Origin of the sequence: Streptomyces liliifuscus (assembly GCF_016598615.1) — a bacterium.
GTDB lineage: Bacteria > Actinomycetota > Actinomycetes > Streptomycetales > Streptomycetaceae > Streptomyces > Streptomyces liliifuscus.
This window is the reverse complement of record NZ_CP066831.1, coordinates 9,527,478-9,551,730: the sequence shown is the minus strand read 5'-3', so window position 1 is coordinate 9,551,730 and position 24,253 is coordinate 9,527,478. Positions and strand designations below refer to the sequence as shown.

Annotated in this window: 22 protein-coding genes and 1 pseudogene; 16 read left to right on the top strand and 7 right to left on the bottom strand. The window is 69.1% G+C overall.

Going from position 1 to position 24,253, the window contains the following annotated elements; translation table 11 throughout:
• Positions 1-13: 13 nt before the first annotated feature.
• The 3 genes from JEQ17_RS41610 to JEQ17_RS41600 are packed head-to-tail and all read right to left on the bottom strand — an operon-like array spanning position 14 to position 2,253.
• Positions 14-826 (bottom strand): acetoacetate decarboxylase family protein, encoded by an 813-nt coding sequence (locus tag JEQ17_RS41610; protein WP_200400084.1) that lies wholly within the window; start codon positions 824-826, stop codon positions 14-16.
• Between the two features lie 11 nt (positions 827-837).
• Positions 838-2,058 carry an NAD(P)/FAD-dependent oxidoreductase gene (locus tag JEQ17_RS41605; RefSeq protein ID WP_200400083.1) on the bottom strand — a complete coding sequence of 407 codons (1,221 nt, stop codon included), beginning with the start codon at positions 2,056-2,058 and terminating at the stop codon, positions 838-840.
• A 6-nt stretch (positions 2,059-2,064) separates the two neighbouring features.
• Positions 2,065-2,253 (bottom strand): ferredoxin, encoded by a 189-nt coding sequence (locus tag JEQ17_RS41600; RefSeq protein ID WP_200400082.1) that lies wholly within the window; start codon positions 2,251-2,253, stop codon positions 2,065-2,067.
• 369 nt (positions 2,254-2,622) lie between these two features.
• On the opposite strand from JEQ17_RS41600, the gene JEQ17_RS41595 reads away from it, so the two are divergent.
• The 8 genes and pseudogenes from JEQ17_RS41595 to JEQ17_RS41565 all read left to right on the top strand — a co-directional run bounded on the left by JEQ17_RS41595 (position 2,623) and on the right by JEQ17_RS41565 (position 11,177).
• Positions 2,623-3,978, top strand: coding sequence for a glutamine synthetase family protein (locus JEQ17_RS41595; RefSeq protein WP_200400081.1), 1,356 nt, complete (start codon positions 2,623-2,625; stop codon positions 3,976-3,978).
• 52 nt (positions 3,979-4,030) lie between these two features.
• Positions 4,031-5,347, top strand: coding sequence for a cytochrome P450 (locus tag JEQ17_RS41590; protein WP_407700122.1), 1,317 nt, complete (start codon positions 4,031-4,033; stop codon positions 5,345-5,347).
• Positions 5,348-5,420: 73 nt separating this feature from the next.
• Positions 5,421-5,522 (top strand): annotated as a pseudogene (locus JEQ17_RS50945) (IS5/IS1182 family transposase); the annotation flags it as partial.
• 518 nt (positions 5,523-6,040) lie between these two features.
• Entirely contained in the window at positions 6,041-6,802 is a 762-nt protein-coding gene (locus tag JEQ17_RS41585) for a DeoR/GlpR family DNA-binding transcription regulator (protein ID WP_234048562.1), read from the top strand.
• A gap of 82 nt (positions 6,803-6,884) precedes the next feature.
• Complete coding sequence (locus tag JEQ17_RS41580; RefSeq protein ID WP_200400079.1) at positions 6,885-8,255, top strand: ABC transporter substrate-binding protein; 1,371 nt, start codon at positions 6,885-6,887, stop codon at positions 8,253-8,255.
• An 86-nt stretch (positions 8,256-8,341) separates the two neighbouring features.
• Positions 8,342-9,307: a carbohydrate ABC transporter permease gene (locus tag JEQ17_RS41575; RefSeq protein ID WP_200400078.1), complete on the top strand. Its 966-nt coding sequence runs from the start codon at positions 8,342-8,344 to the stop codon at positions 9,305-9,307.
• Positions 9,304-10,191, top strand: coding sequence for a carbohydrate ABC transporter permease (locus JEQ17_RS41570; RefSeq protein WP_200400077.1), 888 nt, complete (start codon positions 9,304-9,306; stop codon positions 10,189-10,191). Before JEQ17_RS41575 ends, JEQ17_RS41570 begins: the two co-directional genes overlap by 4 nt.
• Positions 10,188-11,177, top strand: coding sequence for a zinc-dependent alcohol dehydrogenase family protein (locus tag JEQ17_RS41565; RefSeq protein WP_200400076.1), 990 nt, complete (start codon positions 10,188-10,190; stop codon positions 11,175-11,177). Before JEQ17_RS41570 ends, JEQ17_RS41565 begins: the two co-directional genes overlap by 4 nt.
• A gap of 182 nt (positions 11,178-11,359) precedes the next feature.
• Here JEQ17_RS41565 and JEQ17_RS41560 read toward each other — a convergent pair whose 3' ends face one another.
• On the bottom strand, positions 11,360-11,782 hold the full coding sequence (locus tag JEQ17_RS41560) for a secondary thiamine-phosphate synthase enzyme YjbQ (protein ID WP_200400075.1): 423 nt from the start codon (positions 11,780-11,782) through the stop codon (positions 11,360-11,362).
• Between the two features lie 314 nt (positions 11,783-12,096).
• Here JEQ17_RS41560 and JEQ17_RS50940 point away from each other — a divergent pair, with 314 nt between their 5' ends.
• The 6 genes from JEQ17_RS50940 (at position 12,097) to JEQ17_RS41535 (ending at position 17,641) form a co-directional block, all read left to right on the top strand.
• Entirely contained in the window at positions 12,097-12,180 is an 84-nt protein-coding gene (locus JEQ17_RS50940) for a putative leader peptide (RefSeq protein WP_352254655.1), read from the top strand.
• 181 nt (positions 12,181-12,361) lie between these two features.
• Positions 12,362-13,273, top strand: a complete 912-nt coding sequence (locus JEQ17_RS41555) for an ABC transporter permease (protein ID WP_200400074.1) — start codon at positions 12,362-12,364, stop codon at positions 13,271-13,273.
• Positions 13,246-14,013: an ABC transporter ATP-binding protein gene (locus JEQ17_RS41550; RefSeq protein ID WP_200400073.1), complete on the top strand. Its 768-nt coding sequence runs from the start codon at positions 13,246-13,248 to the stop codon at positions 14,011-14,013. The genes JEQ17_RS41555 and JEQ17_RS41550 overlap by 28 nt, the downstream gene beginning before the upstream one ends.
• Before the next feature lie 119 nt (positions 14,014-14,132).
• Positions 14,133-15,164, top strand: a complete 1,032-nt coding sequence (locus JEQ17_RS41545) for an ABC transporter substrate-binding protein (RefSeq protein ID WP_200400072.1) — start codon at positions 14,133-14,135, stop codon at positions 15,162-15,164.
• Between the two features lie 4 nt (positions 15,165-15,168).
• A complete protein-coding gene (locus JEQ17_RS41540) occupies positions 15,169-16,320 on the top strand; it encodes an LLM class flavin-dependent oxidoreductase (RefSeq protein ID WP_200400071.1) in 1,152 nt (383 codons plus the stop codon).
• 172 nt (positions 16,321-16,492) lie between these two features.
• On the top strand, positions 16,493-17,641 hold the full coding sequence (locus tag JEQ17_RS41535; RefSeq protein ID WP_234048826.1) for an NAD(P)-binding domain-containing protein: 1,149 nt from the start codon (positions 16,493-16,495) through the stop codon (positions 17,639-17,641).
• A 2-nt stretch (positions 17,642-17,643) separates the two neighbouring features.
• On the opposite strand, the gene mltG is transcribed toward JEQ17_RS41535, so the two are convergent.
• Together mltG and JEQ17_RS41525 are read right to left on the bottom strand one after the other, a co-directional pair.
• Positions 17,644-18,489, bottom strand: a complete 846-nt coding sequence (gene mltG / locus JEQ17_RS41530) for an endolytic transglycosylase MltG (protein ID WP_200400070.1) — start codon at positions 18,487-18,489, stop codon at positions 17,644-17,646.
• Between the two features lie 43 nt (positions 18,490-18,532).
• Positions 18,533-20,332, bottom strand: a complete 1,800-nt coding sequence (locus tag JEQ17_RS41525) for an ABC transporter ATP-binding protein (RefSeq protein ID WP_200400069.1) — start codon at positions 20,330-20,332, stop codon at positions 18,533-18,535.
• Between the two features lie 95 nt (positions 20,333-20,427).
• Here JEQ17_RS41525 and JEQ17_RS41520 point away from each other — a divergent pair, with 95 nt between their 5' ends.
• Positions 20,428-20,892, top strand: a complete 465-nt coding sequence (locus tag JEQ17_RS41520) for a MarR family winged helix-turn-helix transcriptional regulator (protein ID WP_200400068.1) — start codon at positions 20,428-20,430, stop codon at positions 20,890-20,892.
• Between the two features lie 249 nt (positions 20,893-21,141).
• The gene (locus JEQ17_RS41515; protein ID WP_200400067.1) at positions 21,142-22,623 is read left to right on the top strand and encodes a Gfo/Idh/MocA family protein; all 1,482 of its coding nucleotides are present in this window, start codon (positions 21,142-21,144) and stop codon (positions 22,621-22,623) included.
• Positions 22,624-22,672: 49 nt separating this feature from the next.
• Here JEQ17_RS41515 and JEQ17_RS41510 read toward each other — a convergent pair whose 3' ends face one another.
• A complete protein-coding gene (locus tag JEQ17_RS41510; RefSeq protein WP_200400066.1) occupies positions 22,673-24,142 on the bottom strand; it encodes a cation:dicarboxylate symporter family transporter in 1,470 nt (489 codons plus the stop codon).
• Positions 24,143-24,253 lie beyond the last annotated feature (111 nt).

The following is a 24,253-nucleotide window of genomic DNA, read 5'->3' as shown; positions in this document are numbered from 1 at the left end:
CCCGCCCACTACCTCACCCGGCAGACGCTCCGGACGTCCCCGACTCCAACAGCCGCCCGCCATCCCAAACAACGCCAACTTGGCGGTAGTACGCGGCGATCGGTTCACGGATCTCCAGACGGGCCAGCTCCTCGGTGGGCGCCTCGAAGATCTCCAACTCGGCGTCGCCGACCCACGCCTGCCCGCCCTCGAAGGAGGACGCACCGGACTCGATCAGCTCGTCGAGTGCCAGGCCCTTGCCCTTCTCGATCGACGGCAGCCATCGGTGGTGGGCCATGGGGTGGCTGTTGACGAAGCCGTTCGTCCCGGACGGCTCCCGCAGGGTCACCACGGCCTGGGCCAACCGCCGGTCCGCCGCGGCGAGGGTCGCCCCGAAGCGCGCCCCCGCCTCGATCCGCGGAGCGGGACCGTACGGATGAGGCCGTGTCTGGTGAATCGATCCGAGCTTCTTCGGATACCCCTGGTGCAGGCCGCGGGCGATGGCGAAGTCCTTGTCGACCCAGATGTACACGCACCGGGTGTAGGTCTGCCCCCTGTACTTGCAGCGGACGACCGCGAAGGCCTCCTTGTACTGGGAGAGCACCGGGTCCAGCAGTTCGTCCCCGGAGGTCGAGCAGGACTGCCAGTCGGCCCAGATCAAGGCGACCGCACCGGGGTCCTCGTCCGCCAACTCCAGTGGCTCGGGCAGCAGTTCGCGTACACGGGCGGGATCGGTGCGGTATTCGACGGTGAGCAGGTCACCCGAGTAGCGCCACGGCGGGGAGGGAATCAGCGACGAGACACCGCTCGCCGTCTTGGGGTGGAAGTAACCACGGACAGGAGACATGACGGGCTTCCTTACACGGTGAGGGCGGGCGACTTGAGCAATTGGGCGCGATAACGGGCGGCGCCCATCGCGGCGGCCTGGCCGCCGAGCGCGACGACGCCGACCAACCGGCCACCGGCGTGGTAGCCGACCAGGACATCGCCCTCCGGGTCACCGTCCAGGACACGGACGTCGTCCTTGCCGAGGACCGGCGCCCCGAAGGACTGCAGCCGGAACTCGTGCTGGTCGCTCCAGAAGGTGGGCAGGGGCGCGAATGGAGCCATCTCGCCGTCCGCACCGGCGAGATGGGCCACAAGCACCTTCGCGGCATGCTTGGCGGTGTCCGTCGGGATGGACCAGTGCTCGACGCGGCGGGGTACGCCGTCGTAGCGGGCGTTGGGAAAGCGGGCGACATCGCCGACCGCGACGGCCTCCGGGCGTCCACCGATCCGCAGCCGACCGTCCGTGAGCACACCGTCGGACAGGTCGAGCCCGTTGCCCCGCAGCCACTCGACGTTGGCGACCGAGCCCACCGACTCCACGACCACATCGGCCGGCAGGACCGTGCCGTCGTCGAGGACGACCCCGGTCACCCGGTCCTCGCCCGCGAACCCGGCGACTCCCGCGCCGAGCGCGAAGCGCACCCCACGCTCTTCGTGACGCCTGAGCAGCGCGCGTCCGAGCAGTTCGCCGAGCGGGCCGACCATGGGCAGCGGCAGCGGATCGACGACGGTCACCTCGCGGACACCGAGTCCCACGGCGGTGGCGGCGACCTCGCAGCCGATGAATCCCGCTCCGACGACGACCACTCGGGCGTCCGGCCGGGTCAGTTCGTCCCGCAGGCCATGGGCGTCGGCGAGGGTACGGACGGTGTGCCGGCCGTGGAGCGGGCCCGGGCAGCGCAGCCGCCGGGGGCGCATTCCGGTGGCGACGACGAGTCCGTCGTAGCGAATGACCTCGCCGTCGTCGAACTCGACGGTCCGCTCGTCCAGGCGGGCCGCGACGACCTTCGTGCCGAGCCGCCACCCCACATCGGCGGCGGCCGCCTTCGGCGTGAAGGCCAGCGACTCGAACGGCGCCTTCCCTGCCAGCACTTCTTTCGACAGCGGAGGCCGGTTGTAGGGCATGTGGGGCTCGTCGCCGACGACCGTGATCGCGCCCGTCCAGCCCGCCGCGCGGAGCTGCTCGGCGGCGCGCAGGCCGCCCATCGAAGCGCCCACGACGACCACGCGTCCGGTCCTGGTTGTGGCCATGGGGACTCAGACCTCGATCCGGATGGCCTGCAGCGGACACACGTCCGCGGCCTCCTCGACCTCGTCGCGCAGCGCCTCGTCGGGGCCGGAGACGTACGCCAGGTGTCCGTCGCCGTCCATGGAGAAGACGTCGGGTGCCGCGAAGACGCACTGGCCGTGGTCCTGGCACTTGTTCATGTCGACGACGACCTTCATGGCGGTCCTCCTGAGGGTGAGGGCGTCGGAGCAGGGATCGGAGCAAGGTGGGGCTGAAGAGGGACCCGGCCCGGATGTGGCCGGGCCCCTCGGCCAAAGGGGTGCGAAAGAGCCGCACCCCTGACTCGTTTGGCTTCAAACAACATAGGAAGCCACTCCTCTCTGGTCAATACCTGTCCAGGTGGATAAATTTTCTCGACCAACCTCTTGCGGGACGACGACTTCGCTCCATACCGTTCGGGACCAAACGAGTAGTACCGGGGTCTGCCCTCCTGAACCCGCACCCCGGATTCCGTTCTCTGCACACCCCCCATCCCCAGAGCCCCGAGGCACGGGGGATGTCCCCACCCAGCCGCCAAGGAGACACTGGTGAGCGCATCCGACACCCCGGACATCCGCCGGCACATGGAGCGGCTCGCCGCCGAGGGCGTCGACGTGGTCCGGGTGATCTACCCCGACCTCATCGGCACCGACCGTGCCCGGGACGTCCTGCTGGAGCACCTGCCGTCGGCGTCCGAGCACGGCCTGGCCTTCTGCCGCGCCGTCTACCACACCTCGCCTCAAGGGGACGTGGTCCCGGTCGCGGGCGGTCTGGACGCCGGTCTGCCGGACGTGTGCGTACGCCCCGATCTGTCCACCGCGACCCCCTTGCCCTGGGAGCCCGGCGTCGCCACCTGTCTCGGCGAGGTCACCGACCCGGCGACCGGGGGTCCCGCCCCCGAGTCACCGCGCGACCTGCTGCGCGGCGTCCTGGCCCGGTGTTCCGAGCAGGGACTCCGCCCCGTCGTCGGCCCCGAGCTGGAGTACTTCCTCCTGGAGCCCGCGCCCGGCACGCCCACCGGATGGCGCCGCTCCCCGGAGGCCGTCGGCGCCGTCTACACCGCCGGCCTGCGCGCCGACCCGGACAACCACCTGCTGCGGACCCTGCGGCAGCTACGCGACCTGGGCCTCGGCGTCATCACCGGCAACCACGAGTTCGACGGCGGCCAGTACGAGATCAACCTCACCCACTCGGAGGCCCTGGACGCCGCCGACCGCGCCTTCCGCTTCAAGGCGGCCGTCAAGGAACTGGCCCGCAAGGAAGGCAACCTGGCCACCTTCATGGCCAAGCCGTTCGGCGACGCGGGCGGCTCCGGGTTCCACCTCCACCTGTCGTGCAGCGACACCGAGGGGCACAACGCCTTCGACGACGCCTCCGGCGCGTACGGCCTCTCGGCCACCGCCCGCCACGCCGCCGCGGGCATCCTCGCCCACGCACCCGCGCTCGCCGCACTGGCCAACCCGACCGTGAACTCGTACAAGCGCTTCGGACCGGACACCCTCGCGCCCTGGCTGATCGACTGGGGGCTCGACAACCGCAGCGCCATGGTCCGCATCCCGCCCGAGCGCGGCAGCGGCGCCCGCCTCGAACTCCGTCTCGGCGACGCCAGCGCCAACCCCTACCTGCTGATCGCGGGCACGATCGCCGCCGCCCTGCTCGGCATCCAGGAGGGCGAGGAGCCGCCCGCCCCGCTGGAGGGCTACGGCTACGACACCGCCAGGTCCGCCCTGCTGCCCGCGAGCCTGCCGACCGCGCTCGACGCGCTGGAGGCCGACACCGCCCTGACCGACATCCTCGGCAAGGACTTCACCACCTCCTTCCTCACCTACAAGCGGAACGAGGTCGAACGCTTCCAACGGCACGTCACGGACTGGGAGTTCACCGAGTACGCCTACCACCTGTAACCCCGCCGAAAGGCCTCCGCCCCTCGTCACCCCGCCCAGGAGATCCACCACCATGACCAGCCCCACCGCCCGCGCCGTCCCCACCACCCGTGCCGAACTGCGCGCCGCCCTCGACGAGCCCATGCCGCTCGACCGGGTCGACCTCGCCGACCTCGACAACTTCGCCGACGGCGTCACCCCGTGGCGGATGTTCCACACCCTGCGCCACCAGGACCCCGTCCACTGGCAGCCGGAGGAGGCCCCCAACTCCGGCTTCTGGGCGGTGACCCGGCACGCGGACATCGCGCGAGTCGACCGCGACGCGGAGACCTTCACCTCCACGAAATTCGTCAACCTCGAAGAGGTCGACGAGGACCAGATCAAGAAACGCGCCTCCATCCTGGAGCTGGACGGCGTCCGCCACCGCGCGATGCGCAGCGTGATCCAGCGACAGTTCGGCGCGGCCGTCATCAACAGCTACGGCGACTTCCTGCGCGGCCTGACCGCGAAGACCCTGGACGCGGCCCTCGCCAAGGGCACCTTCGACTTCGTGGCCGACGTCTCCGCCGACTTCCCCATCAACGTGCTGGCACGCCTGCTCGACGTACCGCCGGAGGACAACCAGCGGCTCATCGACTGGGGCAACCGCATCATCGGCAACACCGACCCCGACTACGCGGACGTCCTGCTGAACAGCGCGGAGAGCGAGCAGTACCGCGACCTGCCCTTCCGTTCCCCCGCCTCCCTCGAAGTCTTCGAGTACGGCCGGGAGCTGGCCCGGCAGCGGCGCGGCGGCGACGGCACGGACCTGGTGTCGAAGCTGGTCAACACGACCCCGCGCGACGGAGTCCCGCTGTCCGCACAGGACTTCGACAACTACTTCCTGCTCCTGGTCGTGGCCGGCAACGAGACCACCCGCCACACCATCTCCCACTCGATGCTGGCCCTGCTCCAGCACCCCGAGCAGCTGGCCAGGCTCAAGGACGACCCCTCCCTGATTCCCACCGCGGTCGAGGAGTTCCTGCGCTGGGCCTCCCCCGTGTATCACTTCCGCCGCACCGCCACCCGCGATGTCGAACTCGGCGGCAAGCAGGTCAAGGAGGGCGACAAGGTCGTCATGTGGTTCGCCTCCGGCAACCGCGACGAGGACGTCTTCGACAATCCCTACGACCTTGACGTCGCCCGCACCGACAACGACCACGTCACCTTCGGCAAGGGCAGCCCCCACCTCTGCCTGGGCAACCTCCTCGCCCGCACCGAGATCCGCATCATGTTCGAGGAGCTGATCCCGAGGATCGCCGACATCAAACTGGCCGGCGACGTCCCCCGAGTGCGCTCCAACTTCGTCAACGGCATCAAAAAACTGCCGGTCGAGGTGACCCTCGCCTGACCCACGCAGGAAGCACTGCCGTGCCCATGACGTCGGGGCACGGCAGCCCTGTTTTCATCGGGCCGCTGCCCGGGTGGCGTTGATCCCTCCGTCGAGGGTGCGGCCGCAGGGCGTAGGTACGCGGGACACGCCTGATGAGACGCTCTTCCCGCCCACTGTCCCTGTCGTTCCGTCTTCTGATTCTGACGACCCCGCTCGAAGCCCGAGACAGGTGCTCCGCCAGTCCACGTCGCCGTTCCAGGCGGTGATCGGCCGGGCTGCCCTTGGTGATCGTCTTGTGCCTGGGTGTCCCACGGAGATGTGCGGTACCGGTTCGGCGTTACCGATGAGATGCGCGGACGGCCGCTGCCGCCGTCCCGTCCTGTGCGCTTCCGCGCCCCCGCACGACGATGACCGTCATCGGCTCCCCCTCAGTCGGGCAGCAGGCAGTAAACGGGCACGTTCCGAGCCGACTCGGGTGGGGATCTTGCTCTGTTATTGGCCGAAGAAGGCCCCTGTCTGCGGAAATACCTCACACAAAGCGGTCACATCCGGTCATGGAACTCGTGACGTTTTGCCTGTTCATGAGGCTGTGCGTGCTTATAAATAGTCCGCATGAACCCGAACGGGCCGGGTTCTGTGAAGGCGCAAATGCGCCAGACCAAAACGGCCGGGCCGTGTGTCGGGTCGGAATCGCGGAGTGGAGGTGTCGCCGTGGACGCCGAAGAACGCCGACGCGCCATCCTGGAGGCCACGCGTCGTGTCGGCTCCGTGGACGTGGGCAAGACCGCCGCCGAACTGGGTATCTCCAAGGAAACCGTGCGGCGTGACCTGAACCTGCTGGATGCTCACGGGCTGGTGCGGCGAACCCACGGCGGCGCCTACCCCGTCGAGAGCGCCGGCTTCGAGACGACGCTCTCCTACCGCACCACCAGTCAGGTCAGGGAGAAGTCGCGGATCGCCGCCGCCGCCGTGGAACTGCTCGGTGACGCGGAGACGGTGTACATCGACGAGGGCTACACCCCACAGCTCATCGCCGCGGCTCTGCCTCGCGACCGTCCGCTGACCGTGATCACCTCCTCCCTCGCCGCGGCCGGCACCCTGACCGCCGTGGAGAGCATCACCGTGCTGCTGCTCGGTGGTCGCGTACGAAGCGCCACGCTCGCGACAGTCGATCACTGGGCGACCCACATGCTGTCCGGCCTCGTCATCGACCTGGCATACGTCGGCGCAAACGGCATCTCCCGCCAATGGGGACTCACCACTCCGGACCCCGCTGTGAGCGATGTAAAGGCGCAGGTCATGGCTGCTTCCCGACGCCGGGTCTTCTCGGGCGTCCACAACAAGTTCGGAGCGACCAGCTTCTGTCGTTTCGCCGAGATCGCAGACATCGAGGCGATCGTCACCGACACCGGGCTTCCTGCATCCGAAGCCCATCGCTACTTCCTCCTGGGGCCGCAGGTCATCCGCGTTTGACCTGCGTCCTTCTCCAACTCACCACGCACTCGCTCGACCGGGCCTGGGCCTCCCATGCCCTCGAACACCTCTGGAGTCAGCCATGACCATCCGAAAGATCACCCACGCCGGGAGAAGCACTCGCGCTGTGCTCGCCGCCGTGGCCGCAGGCTCGATGCTGGCCGCGTGCAGCGGGGCCGGCGGGTCGAGTTCCGGAGGCGGGGGCGAGAGCATCAACGTACTCATGGTCGGCAACCCGCAGATGGAGGACATCGCGAAGCTCACGAAGGACACCTTCACGAAGGACACCGGTATCAAGGTGAACTTCACGATCCTTCCCGAGAACGAGCTGCGCGACAAAGTCACCCAGGACATCGCCACCCAGGCCGGCCAGTACGACGTGGCCACCATCGGCGCCTACGAAGTGCCCATCTGGCACAAGAACGACTGGCTGCACGAGCTGAGCTCCTACGCCGGGAAGGACTCCGCCTTCGACGAGGCCGACCTGCTCAAGCCCATGGTTCAGTCGCTGTCCGGAGACGACGGCAAGCTCTACGCCCTGCCGTTCTACGGCGAGTCCTCCATGCTCATGTACAACAAGGAGGTGATGGCGGAGAAGGGCATCACCGTTCCCGAGAAGCCCACTTGGCAGCAGGTCGCCGACATCGCAGCCAAGGTCGACGGCGCCCGCCCGGGGATGAAGGGCATCTGTCTGCGCGGCCTCGCCGGCTGGGGAGAGCTCGGTGCGCCGCTGACGACCGTGGTCAACACCTTCGGCGGCACCTGGTTCACCAAGGACTGGAAGGCACAGGTCAACAGCGCGGAGTTCAAGAAGGCGACGAACTTCTACGTCGACCTGGTCAGGAAGCACGGTGAGGTGGGTGCCCCGCAGGCCGGGTTCACCGAGTGCCTGAACGCGCTGAGCCAGGGCAAGGTCGCGATGTGGTACGACGCGACCAGCGCGGCCGGATCGCTGGAGGACCCCAAGTCCAGCAAGATCGCCGGAAAGGTCGGCTACGCGTACGCACCGGTGGACAAGACGGACAGCTCCGGCTGGCTGTGGACCTGGGCGTGGGCGATGCCGAAGACCACCAAGAAGGCCGACGCCGCCTCGAAGTTCATGCTCTGGGCGTCCGGCAAGGACTACGAGAAGCTCGTCGGCGAGAAGCTCGGCTGGTCGCGCGTTCCCGCCGGGAAGCGGGCCAGCACCTATGAGCTTCCCGAGTACCAGAAGGCGGCCTCGGCCTTCGGTGACATCACCCTGAAGTCCATCGAGCAGGCGAACCCGACCGACCCCGGTGTGCAGCCGCGGCCCACGGTGGGCGTCCAGTTCGTGGCCGTCCCCGAGTTCCAGGATCTCGGCACCAAGGTGACACAGGAGATCTCCGCTGCCATCGCCGGCAAGACGAGCGTGGACAAGGCTCTGGACAAGGGCCAGAAGCTCGCGGAGGAAACCGCCAAGACCTACCAGTGACCTCCCCTTGCCCGGTCGGCCACCGGCGCCGGCCGGGCACCGCTTCCCCATCCCTCGGCCGTCACCGGCCGGCTCAAGGACCCCTCATGACCACGCTCATTCCCGCGCCCAAAGCGGTGCGCGCACACCCTCCGCATCAGCCAGGCAGGCGCGAAACGGTGCACAAGTGGCGTCGGCGCTTCCCGCTGCTGCCGGCGCTGATCTTCACGGTCGTCGTGACGCAGCTGCCCTTCGTGGCCACGCTGATCATCTCGACCCTCCAGTGGAACATCCTCAAGCCGGGCGAGAGGCACTTCACCGGCCTGTCCAACTACGCCTTCGTCTTCACCGACGAAAGGCTGCGCACGGCGGTACTGAACACCATCGTGCTCACCGCGTCGGTGGTGAGCATCAGCATGGTCCTCGGGCTGGGTCTGGCACTCCTCCTCGACCGCCGTTTTCCCGGCCGGGGCCTGGCCCGCACCCTGCTCATCACACCGTTCCTGGTCATGCCCGTCGCAGCCGCACTGCTGTGGAAGCACGCCATCTACAACCCCGACTACGGCCTCCTCAACGGCACCCTCAACGCGCTCTACCGGCTCTTCGGAGCCGAGAACGGCCCCACCATCGACTGGGTGTCGAACTCGGCGATGCCGGCCGTCGTCGTCGCGCTGGTGTGGCAGTGGACTCCGTTCATGATGCTCATCCTGCTGGCCGGTCTGCAGGCGCAGCCCGGTGACGTTCTGGAGGCGGCCCGCGTCGACGGGGCGTCGGCCATGGCGACCTTCCGTTTCATCACCCTGCCGCACCTGCGCCAGTACATCGAATTGGGCGTCCTGCTCGGCACGATCTATGTCGTGCAGACCTTCGACGCGGTCTTCACCATCACCCAGGGCGGTCCCGGCTCCCAGACGACCAACCTGCCCTACGAGATCTACCTGACCATGTTCCGCAAGTACGAGTACGGCGAGGCGGCCGCCGCCGGCGTCGTCGTCGTGATCGGTTCCATCGTCGTCGCCACGTTCGCTCTGCGGACCATCGCGTCTCTGTTCCGCGAGGAGGTCTCCCGATGACCGCGCACGCAGCAGTCGCCGCCCCCAGGAGCGGGCTCAGGAAGTTCCTCCGCCGCAAGGACGACCACGGCGGCCCGCCACGGCTGACACCGGGGTGGACCTTCGCCGCCTGGCTGGCCACGCTGGCCTTCTTCGCCCCGGTCGCCTGGATGGTGCTGACCTCCTTCCACCAGGAAGCCGACGCCGCCACCAACCCGCCCAGCCTGCTCGCGCCCTTCACCCTGGACCAGTACGAGCTGCTGCTGGGCCGGGACATCACCCCGTACCTTCTCAACTCGGCCATGGCGAGCGTGATTTCGACGCTCCTCGTCCTCGCTCTTGCGGTTCCGGCGGCCTACGCGCTGTCCATCAAGCCGGTCGAGAAGTGGACCGACGTGATGTTCTTCTTCCTGTCCACCAAGTTCCTCCCCGCCATCGCGGCCCTGCTGCCGGTGTACCTGATCGTCAAGGACGCCGGGATGCTGGACAACGTATGGACACTGATCATCCTCTACACCGCCATGAACCTCCCGATCGCGGTATGGATGATGCGCTCCTTCCTCGCCGAAGTCCCCAAGGAGATCCTGGAAGCCGCCGAGGTCGACGGCGCGGGCCTGCCCACCGTGCTACTGCGCATCGTCGGCCCCGTCGCCATGCCCGGACTCGCCGCCACCGCGCTGATCTGCTTCATCTTCAGTTGGAACGAGTTCCTCTTCGCCGTCAACCTCACCGCCACCAACGCCTCCACCGCCCCCGTCTTCCTCGTCGGGTTCATCACCAACGAAGGGCTCTTCCTCGCCCGTCTGTGCGCCGCCGCCACCCTGGTGTCCCTGCCTGTCCTCATCGCTGGCTGGGCTGCCCAGGACAAGCTGGTTCGCGGCCTGTCCCTAGGAGCAGTCAAGTGAAAGCCGCCGTCATCGAAGCCCGCGGCAAGGTCACTGTCACCACGGTCCCTGACCCCACCCCAGGGCCGCGCGAGGTCGTGGTGGACGTGGCCGCCTGCGGGCTGTGCGGCACGGACCTGCACATCCTCCAGGGCGAGTTCGCACCGAAGTTGCCCATTGTCCCCGGCCACGAATTCGCCGGAGAGGTCGTCGGTATCGGCACCGAGGTGACCGAAATAGCCATCGGCGACCGGGTCGCCGTCGACCCCTCGCTGTACTGCAACGAGTGCCGCTACTGCCGCAACGGCCGCAACAACCTCTGTGACCGGTGGGCCGCGATCGGCGTCACCGTCGCCGGCGGCGCCGCGGAATACGCCGTCGCCCCCGTTGCCAACTGCGTCCGGCTGCCCGAGCATGTCGACGTGGCGAACGCGGCCCTCATCGAACCGCTGTCCTGCGCGGTACGGGGATACGACGTGCTCAGCGCCAGGATGGGGGCGAACGTACTCATCTACGGCAGCGGCACCATGGGTCTGATGATGCTGGAGCTGGCCAAGCGCACCGGTGCCGCTTCGGTGGACGTCATCGACCTCAACCCCGAACGCCTCGCCACAGCCGCGAAACTCGGCTGCTCAAGGGCGGCAGGCTCGGCGGAGGAGTTCCAGCAGCCTGCCGGCTGGGAGGTGGTGATCGACGCAACCGGCAACGCAGCCGCCATCCAGGACGGCCTGGACCGCGTCGCGAAGGCGGGGACGTTCCTGCAGTTCGGCGTCTCGGACTACGCGACAACGGCCACCATCTCGCCCTACCGCATCTACAACCAGGAAATCACCATCACCGGATCCATGGCCGTACTGCACAGCTTCGAACGCGCTGCGGATCTCTTCGCCGCGGGAGTGCTCGACCCCCAGGTCTTCATCAGCCACCGTCTCCCGCTGGACGACTACCCGCAGGCACTCGCCCAGTTCGCCGCGGGGCAGGGACGGAAAATCGTCATAGCGCCGTGACTCCGGCGGGCAGGTTCGGATGCCCCACCCGACGTGCCCGTGAGAGGGCGTTCTGCGTCGAACGTCGTCGAAGGAGCCTCCCCGCCATGTGCCGTCGACCACTGGCGGGGAGGTCTTCTGGGGAGAATCCCGAGAGTGCGGGCGCTCCGGAGACCGCGACTCAACACGCACCCCCTTGTGCCTCACCCAAGGAACGACAGCCGAACCATCCTGTTCGAATTATCGCGATTCGTATCGACCAGGCACACCGACTGCCACGTCCCCAGTTCCAGACGGCCCCCCAGTACCGGCAGTGTGGCGTGCGGGGGCACGATGGCCGGGAGGACGTGGTCGCGGCCGTGGCCGGGGCTGCCGTGGCGGTGCTGCCAGCGGTCGTCCGCGGGGAGGAGGGTGTGGAGGGCGGCGAGCAGGTCGTCGTCGCTGCCGGAACCCGTTTCGATCAGGGCCACGCCGGCTGTCGCGTGGGGCACGAAGACGTTGAGCAGGCCGTCGCGACCGCCCGCGACCTCGCGGAGGAAGGCCTCGCACTCACGGGTGAGGTCGACGACCCTCTCCCTGGATCCCGAGGCGATGTTCAGTACACGGCTGGTGAAGGCATCGGACATGGACCAATCCTCGCCGATCCCCTGGATTCCGCACCCTTAGGCGCAGTCCGCGCCACCCGTAGGCGCAGTCCGCGCCACCCGTAGCCGGAGTCCGCGCCCGTTTCGGGTTCCGCGGGTCCGGCCGCGCCCCATCGGCCCCGGCCGCCCCCGGTCCCGACCGCTCCCCCTCCCGGCAGTCCCGGCGATTCCCCTGCCCGCGCCGCCGGCCGCTCCCCCTGCCCGCCAGGACCTCACTCGCCCGACCCCTGATACGCGAGGTCCACTCCGCGAGACGCCATTGACCGTACGCGGCCCAGCTGGCTACTTTCAGCCGCATGTTGCGTTCAGTCATGCTCACCACGCGCGGTCACATCGACCTGCTGCGGGTGGCCTCCGCCGCGTGTCGCCGCGGTCGCTGACGCCCTTTCATCCGCTTCACCTCTCCTGCGCCTCAGCACACCCACGCGTCCGCACGCCCGTCTGATCCGAGCCGGATGCCGATGCCGGGACGCTGACGCGCGCCCCGCCCCTCGCACACCCCCATGCACCCCGCATCTCTCCTGTGCGCGCCCTCCGTCGCTCTCCTGCCGTGGAGCCCTCATGAGCATCAGCCATGCCCCGCCGGACTCTCATGGACCCGATATTTCGGGAATATCAGAGCTTGCCTCCCCCGAGTCCAGCGACACCAAGTCCACCGACCACGCCCTGCCCGAACTCGAACCCATCGTCCCCGCCTCGACCCGTCGCACCCGCGTCCCCCGCTGGCTGCGCCGCACCTCCGGCCCCGTACTGCTGCTCGCCCTGTGGCAAGTCCTCAGCAGTACGGGTGTGTTGACGGCCGACGTCCTGGCCTCGCCCGGGACCATCGCGCGGGTGGCAGGCGATCTGATCTCCGACGGATCGCTGACGAACGCGATGGGTGTCTCGCTCCAGCGCGTCGCGGTGGGTCTTCTGCTCGGCACCGTCGTCGGCACCGGACTCGCCCTGGTCTCGGGCCTGTTCAGGATCGGCGAGGACCTCGTCGACGCGAGCGTCCAGATGCTGCGGACCGTACCGTTCGTCGGCCTCATCCCGCTGTTCATCATCTGGTTCGGCATCGGCGAGGCCCCGAAGGTCGCGATCATCACGCTGGGCGTGTCCTTCCCGCTCTACCTCAACGTGTACGCGGGTATCCGCGGCGTCGACTCGCAGCTGATCGAGGCCGGCGAGTCCCTCGGTCTGTCCCGCTGGGGACTCGTACGGCATGTCGTCCTGCCGGGCGCCCTCCCCGGTGCCATGACCGGTCTGCGCTACTCGCTCGGCATCGCCTGGCTGGCGCTCGTCTTCGCCGAGCAGATCAACGCGGACGCCGGCATCGGCTTCCTGATGGTCCAGGCGCGCGACTTCCTGCGTACCGACGTGATCGTGGTCTGCCTGATCGTCTACGCCTTCCTCGGCCTGCTCGCCGACTTCATCGTCCGCTCCCTCGAAAGGCTGTTGCTGCAATGGCGACCGACGTTCACCGGCCGGTGACCACCGAGAAGGTCACGACCGCTCCCGCCCCCTCCTCGGTGGTACGCGTCGAAGGACTGACCCGCTCCTTCGACGGCCGTGCGGTCATCGACAACCTCCAACTCGACGTGAGGCCGGGCGAGTTCGTCGCCCTCCTCGGTCGCAGCGGCTGCGGCAAGTCCACGCTCCTGCGCATCCTCGCCGGGCTCGACCGCGACATCGAGGGCACTGTCCTCGTGCCGCGTCGCAAGGCCGTCGCCTTCCAGGCACCCCGGCTGATGCCGTGGAAGAAGGTGTGGCGCAACGTCCTGCTCGGACTGCCCGGAAAGCCCGAACGCGCCGTCGCCGAGCAGGCGTTGACCGAAGTGGGCCTCACCGACCGCGCAGATGCCTGGCCCAAGACGCTCTCCGGCGGAGAGGCCCAACGCGCCTCGCTGGCCCGCGCGTTGGTGCGCGAACCCGATCTGCTGCTGCTCGACGAGCCGTTCGGCGCGCTGGACGCGCTGACCCGCATCAAGGCGCAGCGGCTCGTCGGCGAGCTGTGGCAACGCCGGGGCTGCGCCGTGCTCCTGGTCACGCACGACGTCGAGGAGGCCGTGCTGCTGGCCGACCGCGTCCTCGTGATGGACGAGGGCGTGATCGCGTACGAGACCAACGTCGAGCTGGACCGTCCGCGGGACATCACCGACCCGCGGTTCGCCGAACTGCGCGCCGGGCTGCTGGAACGACTGGGCGTCGACACCGCCGCCGAAGCCGCCTGAACTGCCCCTCCGGGCAGCTCGGTTACGCCGCCACGCTCACCCGCACCCATCGCCCTCACCCGTGTCCTCACCCTCCCCCTCTCATTCCCCCTCACCTGAACCAACCGAACGGAATCCTCATGCGACGACACCTCGTCCCCGCCGCCCTGCTTCTCCCCCTGGCCCTGCTGGCCGCGGCCTGCGGCGGGAACTCGTCGGCCAGCACCTCGACGGGCGACGGAACCGACGGTAAGGGATCGCTCACCCTCAACGTCGGTGACCAGAAGGGCGGTTCGGAGGCGGTGCTGCGGGCCGCCGGAGAACTCAAGAACCTCGACTACAAGATCAAGTGGTCGACGTTCACCTCCGGCCCGCCCCTCCTGGAGGCAGTGAACGCCAAAGCCGTCGACATCGGTGGCGTCGGCAACACCCCGCCGGTCTTCGCGGCCGGCGCCAACTCCAAGATCACGGCCGTCGCGGCCTACCGGGGCAGGTCCAAGGGAGACGCGATCCTCGTTCCCAAGGACTCGAAGCTGAAGAAGGCCGAGGAGCTGAAGGGCAAGTCGGTCGCGGTGGCGCAGGGTTCGTCCGCGCACTACCAGCTGGTCGCCTCGCTCAAGGCGGCCGGGCTCACGCTGGGCGAGGTCAAGGTGAAGTACCTCCAGCCCGCCGACGCCCTGGCCGCGTTCACCTCCGGCAAGGTCGACGCCTGGGCGGTCTGGGACCCGTACACCTCCCAGGTGCTGCAGGCCAAGCAGGGCAAGGTCCTGACGGACGGCGACGACGTGGTCAACGGGCTCACCTTCCAGGTGGCGGCGCCCGGAGCGCTCAAGGACAAGAAGAAGGCCGCGGCGATCGCCGACTATCTGGAGCGACTGCGGCGCGCGCAGGACTGGGTCTACAAGCACCCGCAGGACTGGGCCGAGGTCTGGGCGAAGGACACCGGGCTGCCCTACGAAGTGGCGCTGGCCTCGGTGAAGCGGACCAACGCGACCAGGGTCCCGGTGGCCATCGACAAGCCGCTCATCGCCTCCGAGCAGGAGATCGCGGACACGTTCACCGGCCTGAAGCTCATCCCCCGCAAGGTCGACTTCGGCGACTTCGTGGACACCCGCTTCAACGGCGACCTGCCGCCGTCCACCACCACTCCCCGCCCGTCGAAGGAGTCGTGACGTCATGACCGTACATCTGCACTGGTTCCTGCCGACGGGTGGCGACGGCCGCACGCTGGTGGACCGGCACGCCTACGCGGCCAACCCCGTCGACCGCACCCGGCCGGTCAGCGGGGTGCGTGCGCCCGACATCGAGTACCTGGCCCAAATAGCCAAGGCAGCCGAGCAGTTGGGCTTCGAGGCGGTGCTCACGCCGACCGGTACGTGGTGCGAGGACGCCTGGCTGACGACGGTGGCGCTGGCCCAGCACACCGAGCGGCTGAAGTTCCTGGTCGCGTTCCGGCCCGGTGTCATCTCGCCGACGCTCGCCGCCCAGATGGCCGCCACGTACCAGCGCATCACCCGGGGCCGGCTGCTCCTGAACGTCGTCACCGGCGGCGACTCCACCGAGCAACGCCGCTTCGGCGACCGACTCGGTCACGACCAGCGGTACGCGCGTACGGACGAGTTCCTGTCCGTCGTACGAGGGGTGTGGCGCGGGCAGCCGTACGACTTCGACGGGGCGCATTACCAGGTCGAGGGCGGGCTGACCGCACTGCCGCCGGATCCGCTGCCGGAGATCTTCTTCGGCGGTTCCTCGGCTGCCGCGGGGCCGGTCGCGGCGCGGCACGCGGATGTGTATCTGACCTGGGGCGAGCCCCCGGAGCAGGTCAAGGAGAAGATCGACTGGATCCGCTCGCTCGCCGAGCGCGAGGGGCGTACGGTCCGCTTCGGCATCCGGCTGCACACCATCTCGCGGGACTCGTCGGCCGAGGCGTGGCGGACTGCGGGTCGTCTGCTCGACGACCTCGATCCGGAGTCCATCGCCGCCGCACAGGCGGCGCTCGGCCGCAGCGAGTCCGTCGGCCAGCAGCGCATGCTCGCGCTGCACGGCGGCTCCTCCGACCGGCTGGAGATCTCCCCGAACCTGTGGGCGGGCGTGGGTCTCGTGCGCGGGGGCGCCGGCACCGCGCTGGTCGGCAGCCATGCCCAGGTCGCCGACCGGATCGAGGAGTACCACTCGCTGGGCGTCGAGCACTTCGTGCTGTCCGGGTATCCGCATCTGGAGGAGGCGTACTGGTTCGGGGAGGGGGTGATTCCCGAGCTGGCCGTGCGGGGGCTGTTGTCGCGTGTTCCGGCTTCCGGGGCGCCGATTCTGGTTGCCAGTGGTCGCTGAGCGCTCCGCCCGGAAGCGCCGGTAGCTGTGTGCGGGCCGTTCCTCACCTGCCGGGCGTCCGTGACTCGTCGCGCGGTTCCCGGCGCCCCCGAAGGGGCGCGGGCGCGGGAAGATCCATGCCCTCGGTGGAGTTAGTAGAAGCGTGAACAACACCGGAGCGCAGGCGGGGGCAGTGCGGGAAGTCGATGTCGTCGTGGTCGGCGCCGGGCAGGCCGGACTGTCCAGCGCCTATCACCTGCGGCGCACCGGCTTCGAGCCGGAGCGGGACTTCGTGGTCCTGGACCACGCCCCGCGGGCGGGCGGGGCATGGCAGTTCCGGTGGCCGTCCCTCACGTACGGCAAGGTGCACGGGATGCACTCCCTGCCGGGCATGGAGCTGGCGGACGCGGATCCCGCACGGCCGTCCTCCGAGGTCATCGCGGAGTACTTCGACACCTACGAGCGCACCTTCGATCTGCGCGTGCGGCGGCCGGTCGATGTGAAGGCCGTGCGCGAGGGCGAGGGGGGCCGACTGCTGGTCGAGACCTCCGACGGTACGTGGTCGACGCGGGCGCTGATCAATGCGACGGGCACCTGGGACCAGCCGTTCTGGCCGCGCTACCCCGGGCAGGAGACCTTCCGGGGGCGGCAGTTGCACACGGCCCAGTACCCGGGTCCCGAGGAGTTCGCCGGGCAGCGGGTCGTCGTGGTCGGCGGGGGCGCGTCCGGTACGCAGCATCTGCTGGAGATCGCCCCGTACGCGGCCGGGACCACCTGGGTGACGCGGCGGCCGCCGGTGTTCCGCGAGGGTCCGTTCACCGAGGACGTGGGCCGGGAAGTGGTCGCAATGGTGGAGGAACGGGTCCGTCAGGGGCTGCCGCCGAAGAGTGTCGTGTCGGTGACCGGGCTGCCGCTCAACGACGCGATCCGGCAGGGCATCGACGACGGCGTCCTGGACCGGCTGCCGATGTTCGACCGGATCACTCCGGACGGCCTGGAGTGGGACGACGGGCGTCGCGTGGCCGCCGACGTCATTCTGTGGGCGACCGGTTTCCGCGCCGCGATCGACCATCTGGCGCCACTGCGGCTGCGCGAGCCCGGCGGCGGCATCCGTGTCGAGGGAACCCGCGCGGTCGCCGATCCGCGGATCCATCTGGTCGGGTACGGGCCGTCGGCCAGCACCATCGGAGCCAACCGCGCCGGGCGCGCGGCGGTGCGGGACATCAGGCGACTGCTGGCGGCCGACGCGAACGCCGCCCCGACGGGTGCGCCGGACGTCGCGCCGCTGGGCGCGCCGAAGGATGCGCCGGTGGGTGCGCCGAACGTCGCGCCGGTGGGATGAGGTCAGCCGGACTTCGGTGACGCGCTCTTGTTGGCGCGGTTGAACTCCGCGACGTTCCTCCGGTGCTCCTCGTAGTCGGCGGTGAAACGCGTGTCGCCGGGCTTGACCGTGACGAAGTAGAGCCAGTCGCCCTGCGGTGGAGCGACCGCGGCGCGCATCGCCTCCTCGCCGGGGTTGGCGATGGGCGAGGGCGGCAGCCCCATCCGTACGTACGTGTTGTACGGGCTGTTGAGCCGCGTGTCGTTCTCGCTGGTGCGCAGGGTGCTGCGGTTCAGCGCGTAGTTGATGGTGGAGTCCATCTGCAGGGGCATGCCCCGGTCGAGCCGGTTGTAGATCACGCGGGCCACCCTGCCCATGTCCTTCTTGGTGGCCGCCTCGGCCTGGACCATGCTCGCCACGGTGACGGTCTGATAGACGTTCATCGCGTTCCGCTCGGCCCCGGCCGTGACCGTCCCGCCACCGAACCGCTTGTTCGCCGTGTCGACCATGTAGGTGAGCAGGGACACCGGGGTCGACTTCTTGTCGATCGGATACGTGGCCGGGAACAGATACCCCTCGGGGTTGCCGCTCGCGTCGTTCGGAAGCTTGAGGTTCGCCTTCTCCAGGGACTTCTTCGTGGTGCCCCCGGGCAGGGCGAGGACCTTGTCGACGGCCTCGTAGACCTGGCCCGCACGCCAGCCCTCCGGGATCACCAGGGCGAGGGGCTCCTTCTTCTCGTCCGTGCTCAGCAGCGGCACCGCCACGGCGGTGGCCGCCACGACGGCGCCGGTCACGATGAGGGCGGTCCGGCCCCGGCTCGTCAGTCGAATCGTTCTCCGTGGCCGACTGGGCGGCGTATAGATCTGCATGCGGGCACGGTAACCCGCATACCGCCATAAACTCGACATATCTTCATCTTGTTGGCTCCAGTTGGGCGTCTCTGCGGACCAGTGCGGCGTAGCGGCCCTCGCGCCCCAACAGCTCCTCGTGCGTGCCCCGTTCGACCGGACGCCCACCGTCGAGGACCACGATCTGGTCGGCGCCCCGAATGGTGGACAGCCGGTGCGCGATGGTGAGGGTGGTCCGGTTGGCCGACAGGGCGTCGATGGCCTCCTGAACTGCGAGCTCGGTGCGGGTGTCCAGGGCGCTGGTCGCCTCGTCGAGAATCAGGACCGGCGGGTCCCTCAGGATGGTGCGGGCGATGGCCAGGCGCTGCTTCTCGCCGCCGGAGAACCGGTGTCCGCGCTCCCCCACCACCGTGTCGTACCCGTCGGGCAGCGACGCGATGTGATCGTGGATCTGCGCGGCCTTCGCGGCCGCGTACAGCTGCTCGTCGGTGGCGTCCGGCTTGGCGAACCGCAGGTTCTCGGCGACCGTGGCGTGGAAGAGGTACGTCTCCTGGGAGACGACGCCGATCCCGCGGGCGAGGGTGTCGAAGTCCAGGTCGCGCACATCCACCCCGTCGAGCGTGACGCGGCCGCCCGTGACGTCGTACAGACGCGGCACCAGATAGCTGAGCGTGGACTTGCCCGCACCGGTCGCGCCGACGACGGCGAGGCTGCCGCCCACGGGCACGGTGATGTCGATGCCGTCGAGGATGGGGCCGCTCTTGTCGTCGTAGCGGAACTCCACGTCCTCGAAGCGCACCTCGCCCTTGACCTGGTCGAGGTGGATCGGGTCCTCGGGCTCGGTGATGTCGATCGGCAGGTCGAGGTACTCGAAGATGCGCTGGAACAGGGCGAGCGAGGTCTGTATCTGGACGCCGGTGGAGAGCAGGCTCACGGTCGGCCGGAAGAGGCCCTGCTGGAGCGAGACGAAGGCGACGAGCGTCCCGATGGAGATGGCGGGCCCGCCGAACTGGAGGGCTATGCCCGCGGTCCAGTAGATGACTGCCGGCATGGCGGCCATGACGATCCCGATGACGGCCATCCGCCAGCGGCCCGCCATGTTCGACCGGACCTCCAGGTCGACGAGGCCCTCGGACTCGTCGGCGAAGGAGCGGGTGAGCGAGTCCGAGCGGCCCATCGTGCGGCCGAGCAGGATGCCGCTGACGGAGAGCGACTCGGTGACGGTGGCGGCCATGGCGGCCATCTGCTTCTGGCGCTCGGTGGTGATCTTCTTGCGTTCGTTGCCGACGCGGCGGCTGATCCACACGAACACCGGCAGCAGGAGCAGCGAGACGACGGTCAGCCGCCAGTCCAGGGCGACCATCGCGACGATCGTGGCGATGACGCTGGTGAGGTTCGAGACGAGCGAGGTGGCGGTCGAGGTGACCGTCGCCTGCATGCCGCCGATGTCGTTCGCGATGCGCGACTGGACCTCGCCGGTCCGCGTCCTGGTGAAGAAGGCGAGCGACATGCGCTGCAGCCGGCCGTAGACGGCGGTGCGCAGGTCGTGCATGACGCGCTGGCCGACCGTCGTGGAGATGAGGGTCTGCAGGACTCCGAAGACACCGCCGAGGACGGCGCTGAGGATCATGCCGAGCGCGAGCAGGCTCAGCAGGCCCGTGCGGCCCTGCGGGATCGCGGTGTCGAGGATCTCCTTGAGGAGGAAGGGCGTGGCGACCGAGACCAGGGACGCGGCGCCCACGAGGAGGCCTACGACGGCCAGTCGGCCGCGGTAGGGACGGAAGAGCTTGAGAATGCGGCGCACCTGCCGGGGCTGTCCGTCCTCGACAGGTGGCGGTGTCCATTTGATGTCGTCGCGGGGCATGGGCTCCTACGGAGGGTGAGAGAACGATGACTGACGGAGCATAGCTCATTGTTACCTATACTCACAATGAACGAGGTCCTGATATTGTTCCCGTCATGGACACCCCCGACGCCGACGGCCTGCTCGCCGAGCAGTTGCTGCGGTTGACCCGCCGTGTGCACCGCATCCAGAAGCGTCAGCTGGAGAAGCGCGGGCTCGGTATCACTCCGGCCCAGTCCCGGCTTCTGCGCACCCTCGCGCACTACGGCTCGCCGCCGCGCATGGCCGACCTGGCCGAGCGGCTGGAGGTGGTGCCCCGGGCCGTGACGACACTGGTCGACGGTCTGGAGGCGAGCGGCAAGGTGCGTCGCGTACCGGACCCCACCAACCGCCGGGTGATCCGTATCGAGCTGACGGACGACGGCCGGGGGGCTCTGCGCGAGCTGCGCGCCGCGCGGCGGACCGCGGCGGAGGACATCCTGGCGCCACTGTCGGACGACCAGCGCAAGGTGCTCGGAGGGCTGCTGAACACGCTGGTGGACGGAATGGGCGCGGTGGAGGCGCCGAGGCGCGACTGCTGAACGCCCCGGTGCCGGCGGGGGCAGCCGACAGGAGTGAGAGACCCGCTTCCACCGCGGACCGGGTCGGGGCCGGCTCCGCGCCACCCACACACCCACGCACCCACACACCCACACACCCACGTGCACGGAAGTCCAAAGACCGAGTCCCGGAAGTCCAACTCCCTGGCCACTTCGGCCCCTTGCGACCCGGTCCGCCCCCTAGGAGGGTGACAGCGCGCCGAACCCGCGCTCACCCACCGAGGAGGTCCGATGCACGACGAGCACGCGACACCGGAACCTGACGAGAACCCCGAGGGCTACTCCCGACGCTCGGTCCTGCGCACGGCCGGAGCCGCCGGAGCGGGTCTGGGAATCGGCGCGCTCGCGGGTGGGGGCACCGCTCACGCGGCCGAGCCCGGGACGGCGGCGGAGGCCGCACCCGGGGCAGGGGCGGAAGGCGCACCTGGAGCAGCGGCGGAAGCCGAGGCCGCCGTGCCCGCCGCGAAGGGCAGAACCATGATCGGCGTGCCCTTCGAGGGGCGCGGCACGGTACGGGTGGGGATCATCGGGCTCGGCAACCGCGGCAACGGCATGATCGACCTGTTCCTCGCCCTCGACGGGGTCCGCGTCGTCGCGCTGTGCGACCCGGTCAAGGACAAGACCGCGAGCGCCGCGGCCAAGGTGGTGGCCGCGGGACAGCCCGCCCCGGCGACGTACACGAAGGGTGATCACGACTTCGTCGGTCTGTGCGAGCGCGGCGACCTCGACTTCGTGTACGTGGCGACGCCCTGGGACTGGCACTTCGAGATGGCGAAGACGGCGATGCTCAGCGGCAAGCACGTCGGCGTGGAGTGTCCGATCGCGATGCGGCTCGACCAGCTCTGGGAACTGGTCGACCTCTCCGAGCGCACCCGCAGACACTGCATGCAACTGGAGAACTGCTGCTACGGCAGGAACGAGATGCGGGTCCTGCGCATGGCGCACGCCGGGAAGTTCGGCCGGCTGCTGCACGGCGCCGGCGCCTACAACCACGACCTGCGCGGCCTGATGTTCGACCCGGACTACTACGAGGGCCCCTGGCGGCGACTCTGGCACACCCGGCTGCGCGGCGACCTCTACCCGAACCACGGCTTCGGGCCCGTCGCCAACTACATGGACGTCAACCGCGGCGACCGCGTCACCCACATCTCCAGCTTCGGCACGCCCTCACTCGGACTTGCCGAGTACCGCGCGGCGAACATGCCGCCGGGCGACCCGAGCTGGAAGGAGACGTACATCGAGAGCGACCGGACCATCAGCCTCGTACAGACCGCGAAGGGACGGGTGATCCGGCTCGAACACGATGTGTCGACGCCACATCCCTACTCGCGGATCAACAGCCTCGGCGGCACGAAGGGTGTCTTCGAGGACTACCCGGAGCGAATTTACATAGAGCCGGACCACACAGATGACGCCTGGGGTGACTTCGGGGCGTACGCGGACTGGGACCACTGGCTGTGGAAGGAGCACTCCAACCCGCCCGGCGGACACGGCGGGATGGACTACATCATGCTGTTCCGGCTGATGCAGTGCATGCGACTTGGGCTCGTACCGGACTTCGACGTGTACGACGCCGCCACCTGGACCGCGCCGGTGCCACTGAGCCATGCCTCGATCAAGGCGCACGGGGCGCCCCAGGCGATCCCGGACTTCACGCGCGGGCTGTGGAAGAAGGAGCGGACGGGGGTGGACTCGCAGAAGCCTCAGGGGTGAGGGGGAGGCGCGGGGCCCGGCGTCGAGCGGATGCGCCGGGCCCCGGCGCTCAACTCACCTCGCCTGCGGGCTCCTTGGCCAACGAGGCCTTGGCCTCGGCGGGTTGCTCCGCCGCGCCGGCGGGCTCCTCGCCCTTGCCCGTAACGCCCGCCGGCTCAGTGTGGGCGGTCTGCGCGGGCGCTTCCGCCTTCGGGTCGCTGCCCGCGGGCGTCACGTCCTCCTCCACGAACGCGATCTCGCCGTCGAGCATCTTCTTCGCCCGGTCCATGTCCAGCGCGCCCTCCCAGCGGGAGACCGCGAAGACGGCGACGCAGTTGCCGAGCAGGTTGGTGACGACGCGCATCGAGTCCATGATGCGGTCGACGCCGAGCAGCAGGGCGACGGCCCCGGCGGGGATGGCGCCGAGCGCGGAGGCGGTCGCCGACAGGGCGAGGAAGGCCGAACCCGGGATACCGGCCATGCCCTTGCTGGTGAGCATGAGCACCAGGATCACGGTGACCTGCTGACTCAGGGAGAGGTCGACGCCCACGGCCTGCGCGATGAACAGCGTGCCTACGGAGAGGTAGATCGAGGCTCCGTCGAGGTTGAAGGAGTACCCCGTCGGCAGCACCAGACCCACCGCGTCGTCACGGGCACCCGCCTGGCGCAACTTCTGCATCATGCGGGGCATGACCGTCTCGCTGGACGCGGTGCCGAGCGCGAGGAGCAGCTCCGCACGCGTGTAGCGGACGAACTTCCACAGGCTCAGCCCGGTGACCAGCTTCAACGCGACCCCGAGCAGCACGAGGAAGAGCGCCGCCACCGCGTAGCAGAGCACGATGAGCTTGCCGTACGTCTCCATGACCCCGAGGCCGTACTCCCCGACCAGGTGGACCATCGCGCCGAAGACGGCGAGCGGGGCGAGCTTCATGACGAAGCCGACGATCGCGAAGATGATCTCCTGGGCCTGCTCGATGGCGGGCAGGATCGCGGGAACCTTGGTGTGGCCGAGGTGGAGCAGCGCCGCGCCCGTGAGACAGGCCAGCACCAGGACCTGCAGCAGCGAGTTCTCGGCGAAGGCACCGACCGCGCTCTGCGGCAGCGCGTTGAGGACGAACTCGGTGGTCGACGGCAACGCGCCGCCTGCGGTCTTGTCGTCGACCGCCGAGGCGTCGAGCTTCGACGGGTCGACGTTCATGCCCGACCCGGGGGCGAAGACGTTGGCGGCGATCAGACCGATGAGCAGCGCGGCCGTGGAGGCGATCTCGAACCAGATCAGGGCCTTGAGCCCGATCCGCCCGAAGGCCTTCAGGTTGCCGGCCTTGGCGATGCCGACGACGACCACACAGAACACGAGCGGTGAGATCACCGTCTTGATGAGGCGCACGAAACCGTCGCCGAGCGGCTGGAAGGTCGTGGCCGTGTCCGGCCACAACCTCCCGACGACGATTCCGAGTACGAGCGCGCAGGCGACCTGCGCGAACAGTGAGGTACGCAGTATGCGTGCGACGCGTCGCGGGGACGGTACAGACGGCGGCACGGGCACTCCTCCAGGGGGACTTCTGGGATGCGGAAAGCGGATTCCGCGGTGATCACTATCGGGGGAGTTTGCTACCGCCGGAGACCTCGATGTGACATGCGTGTAAATCAT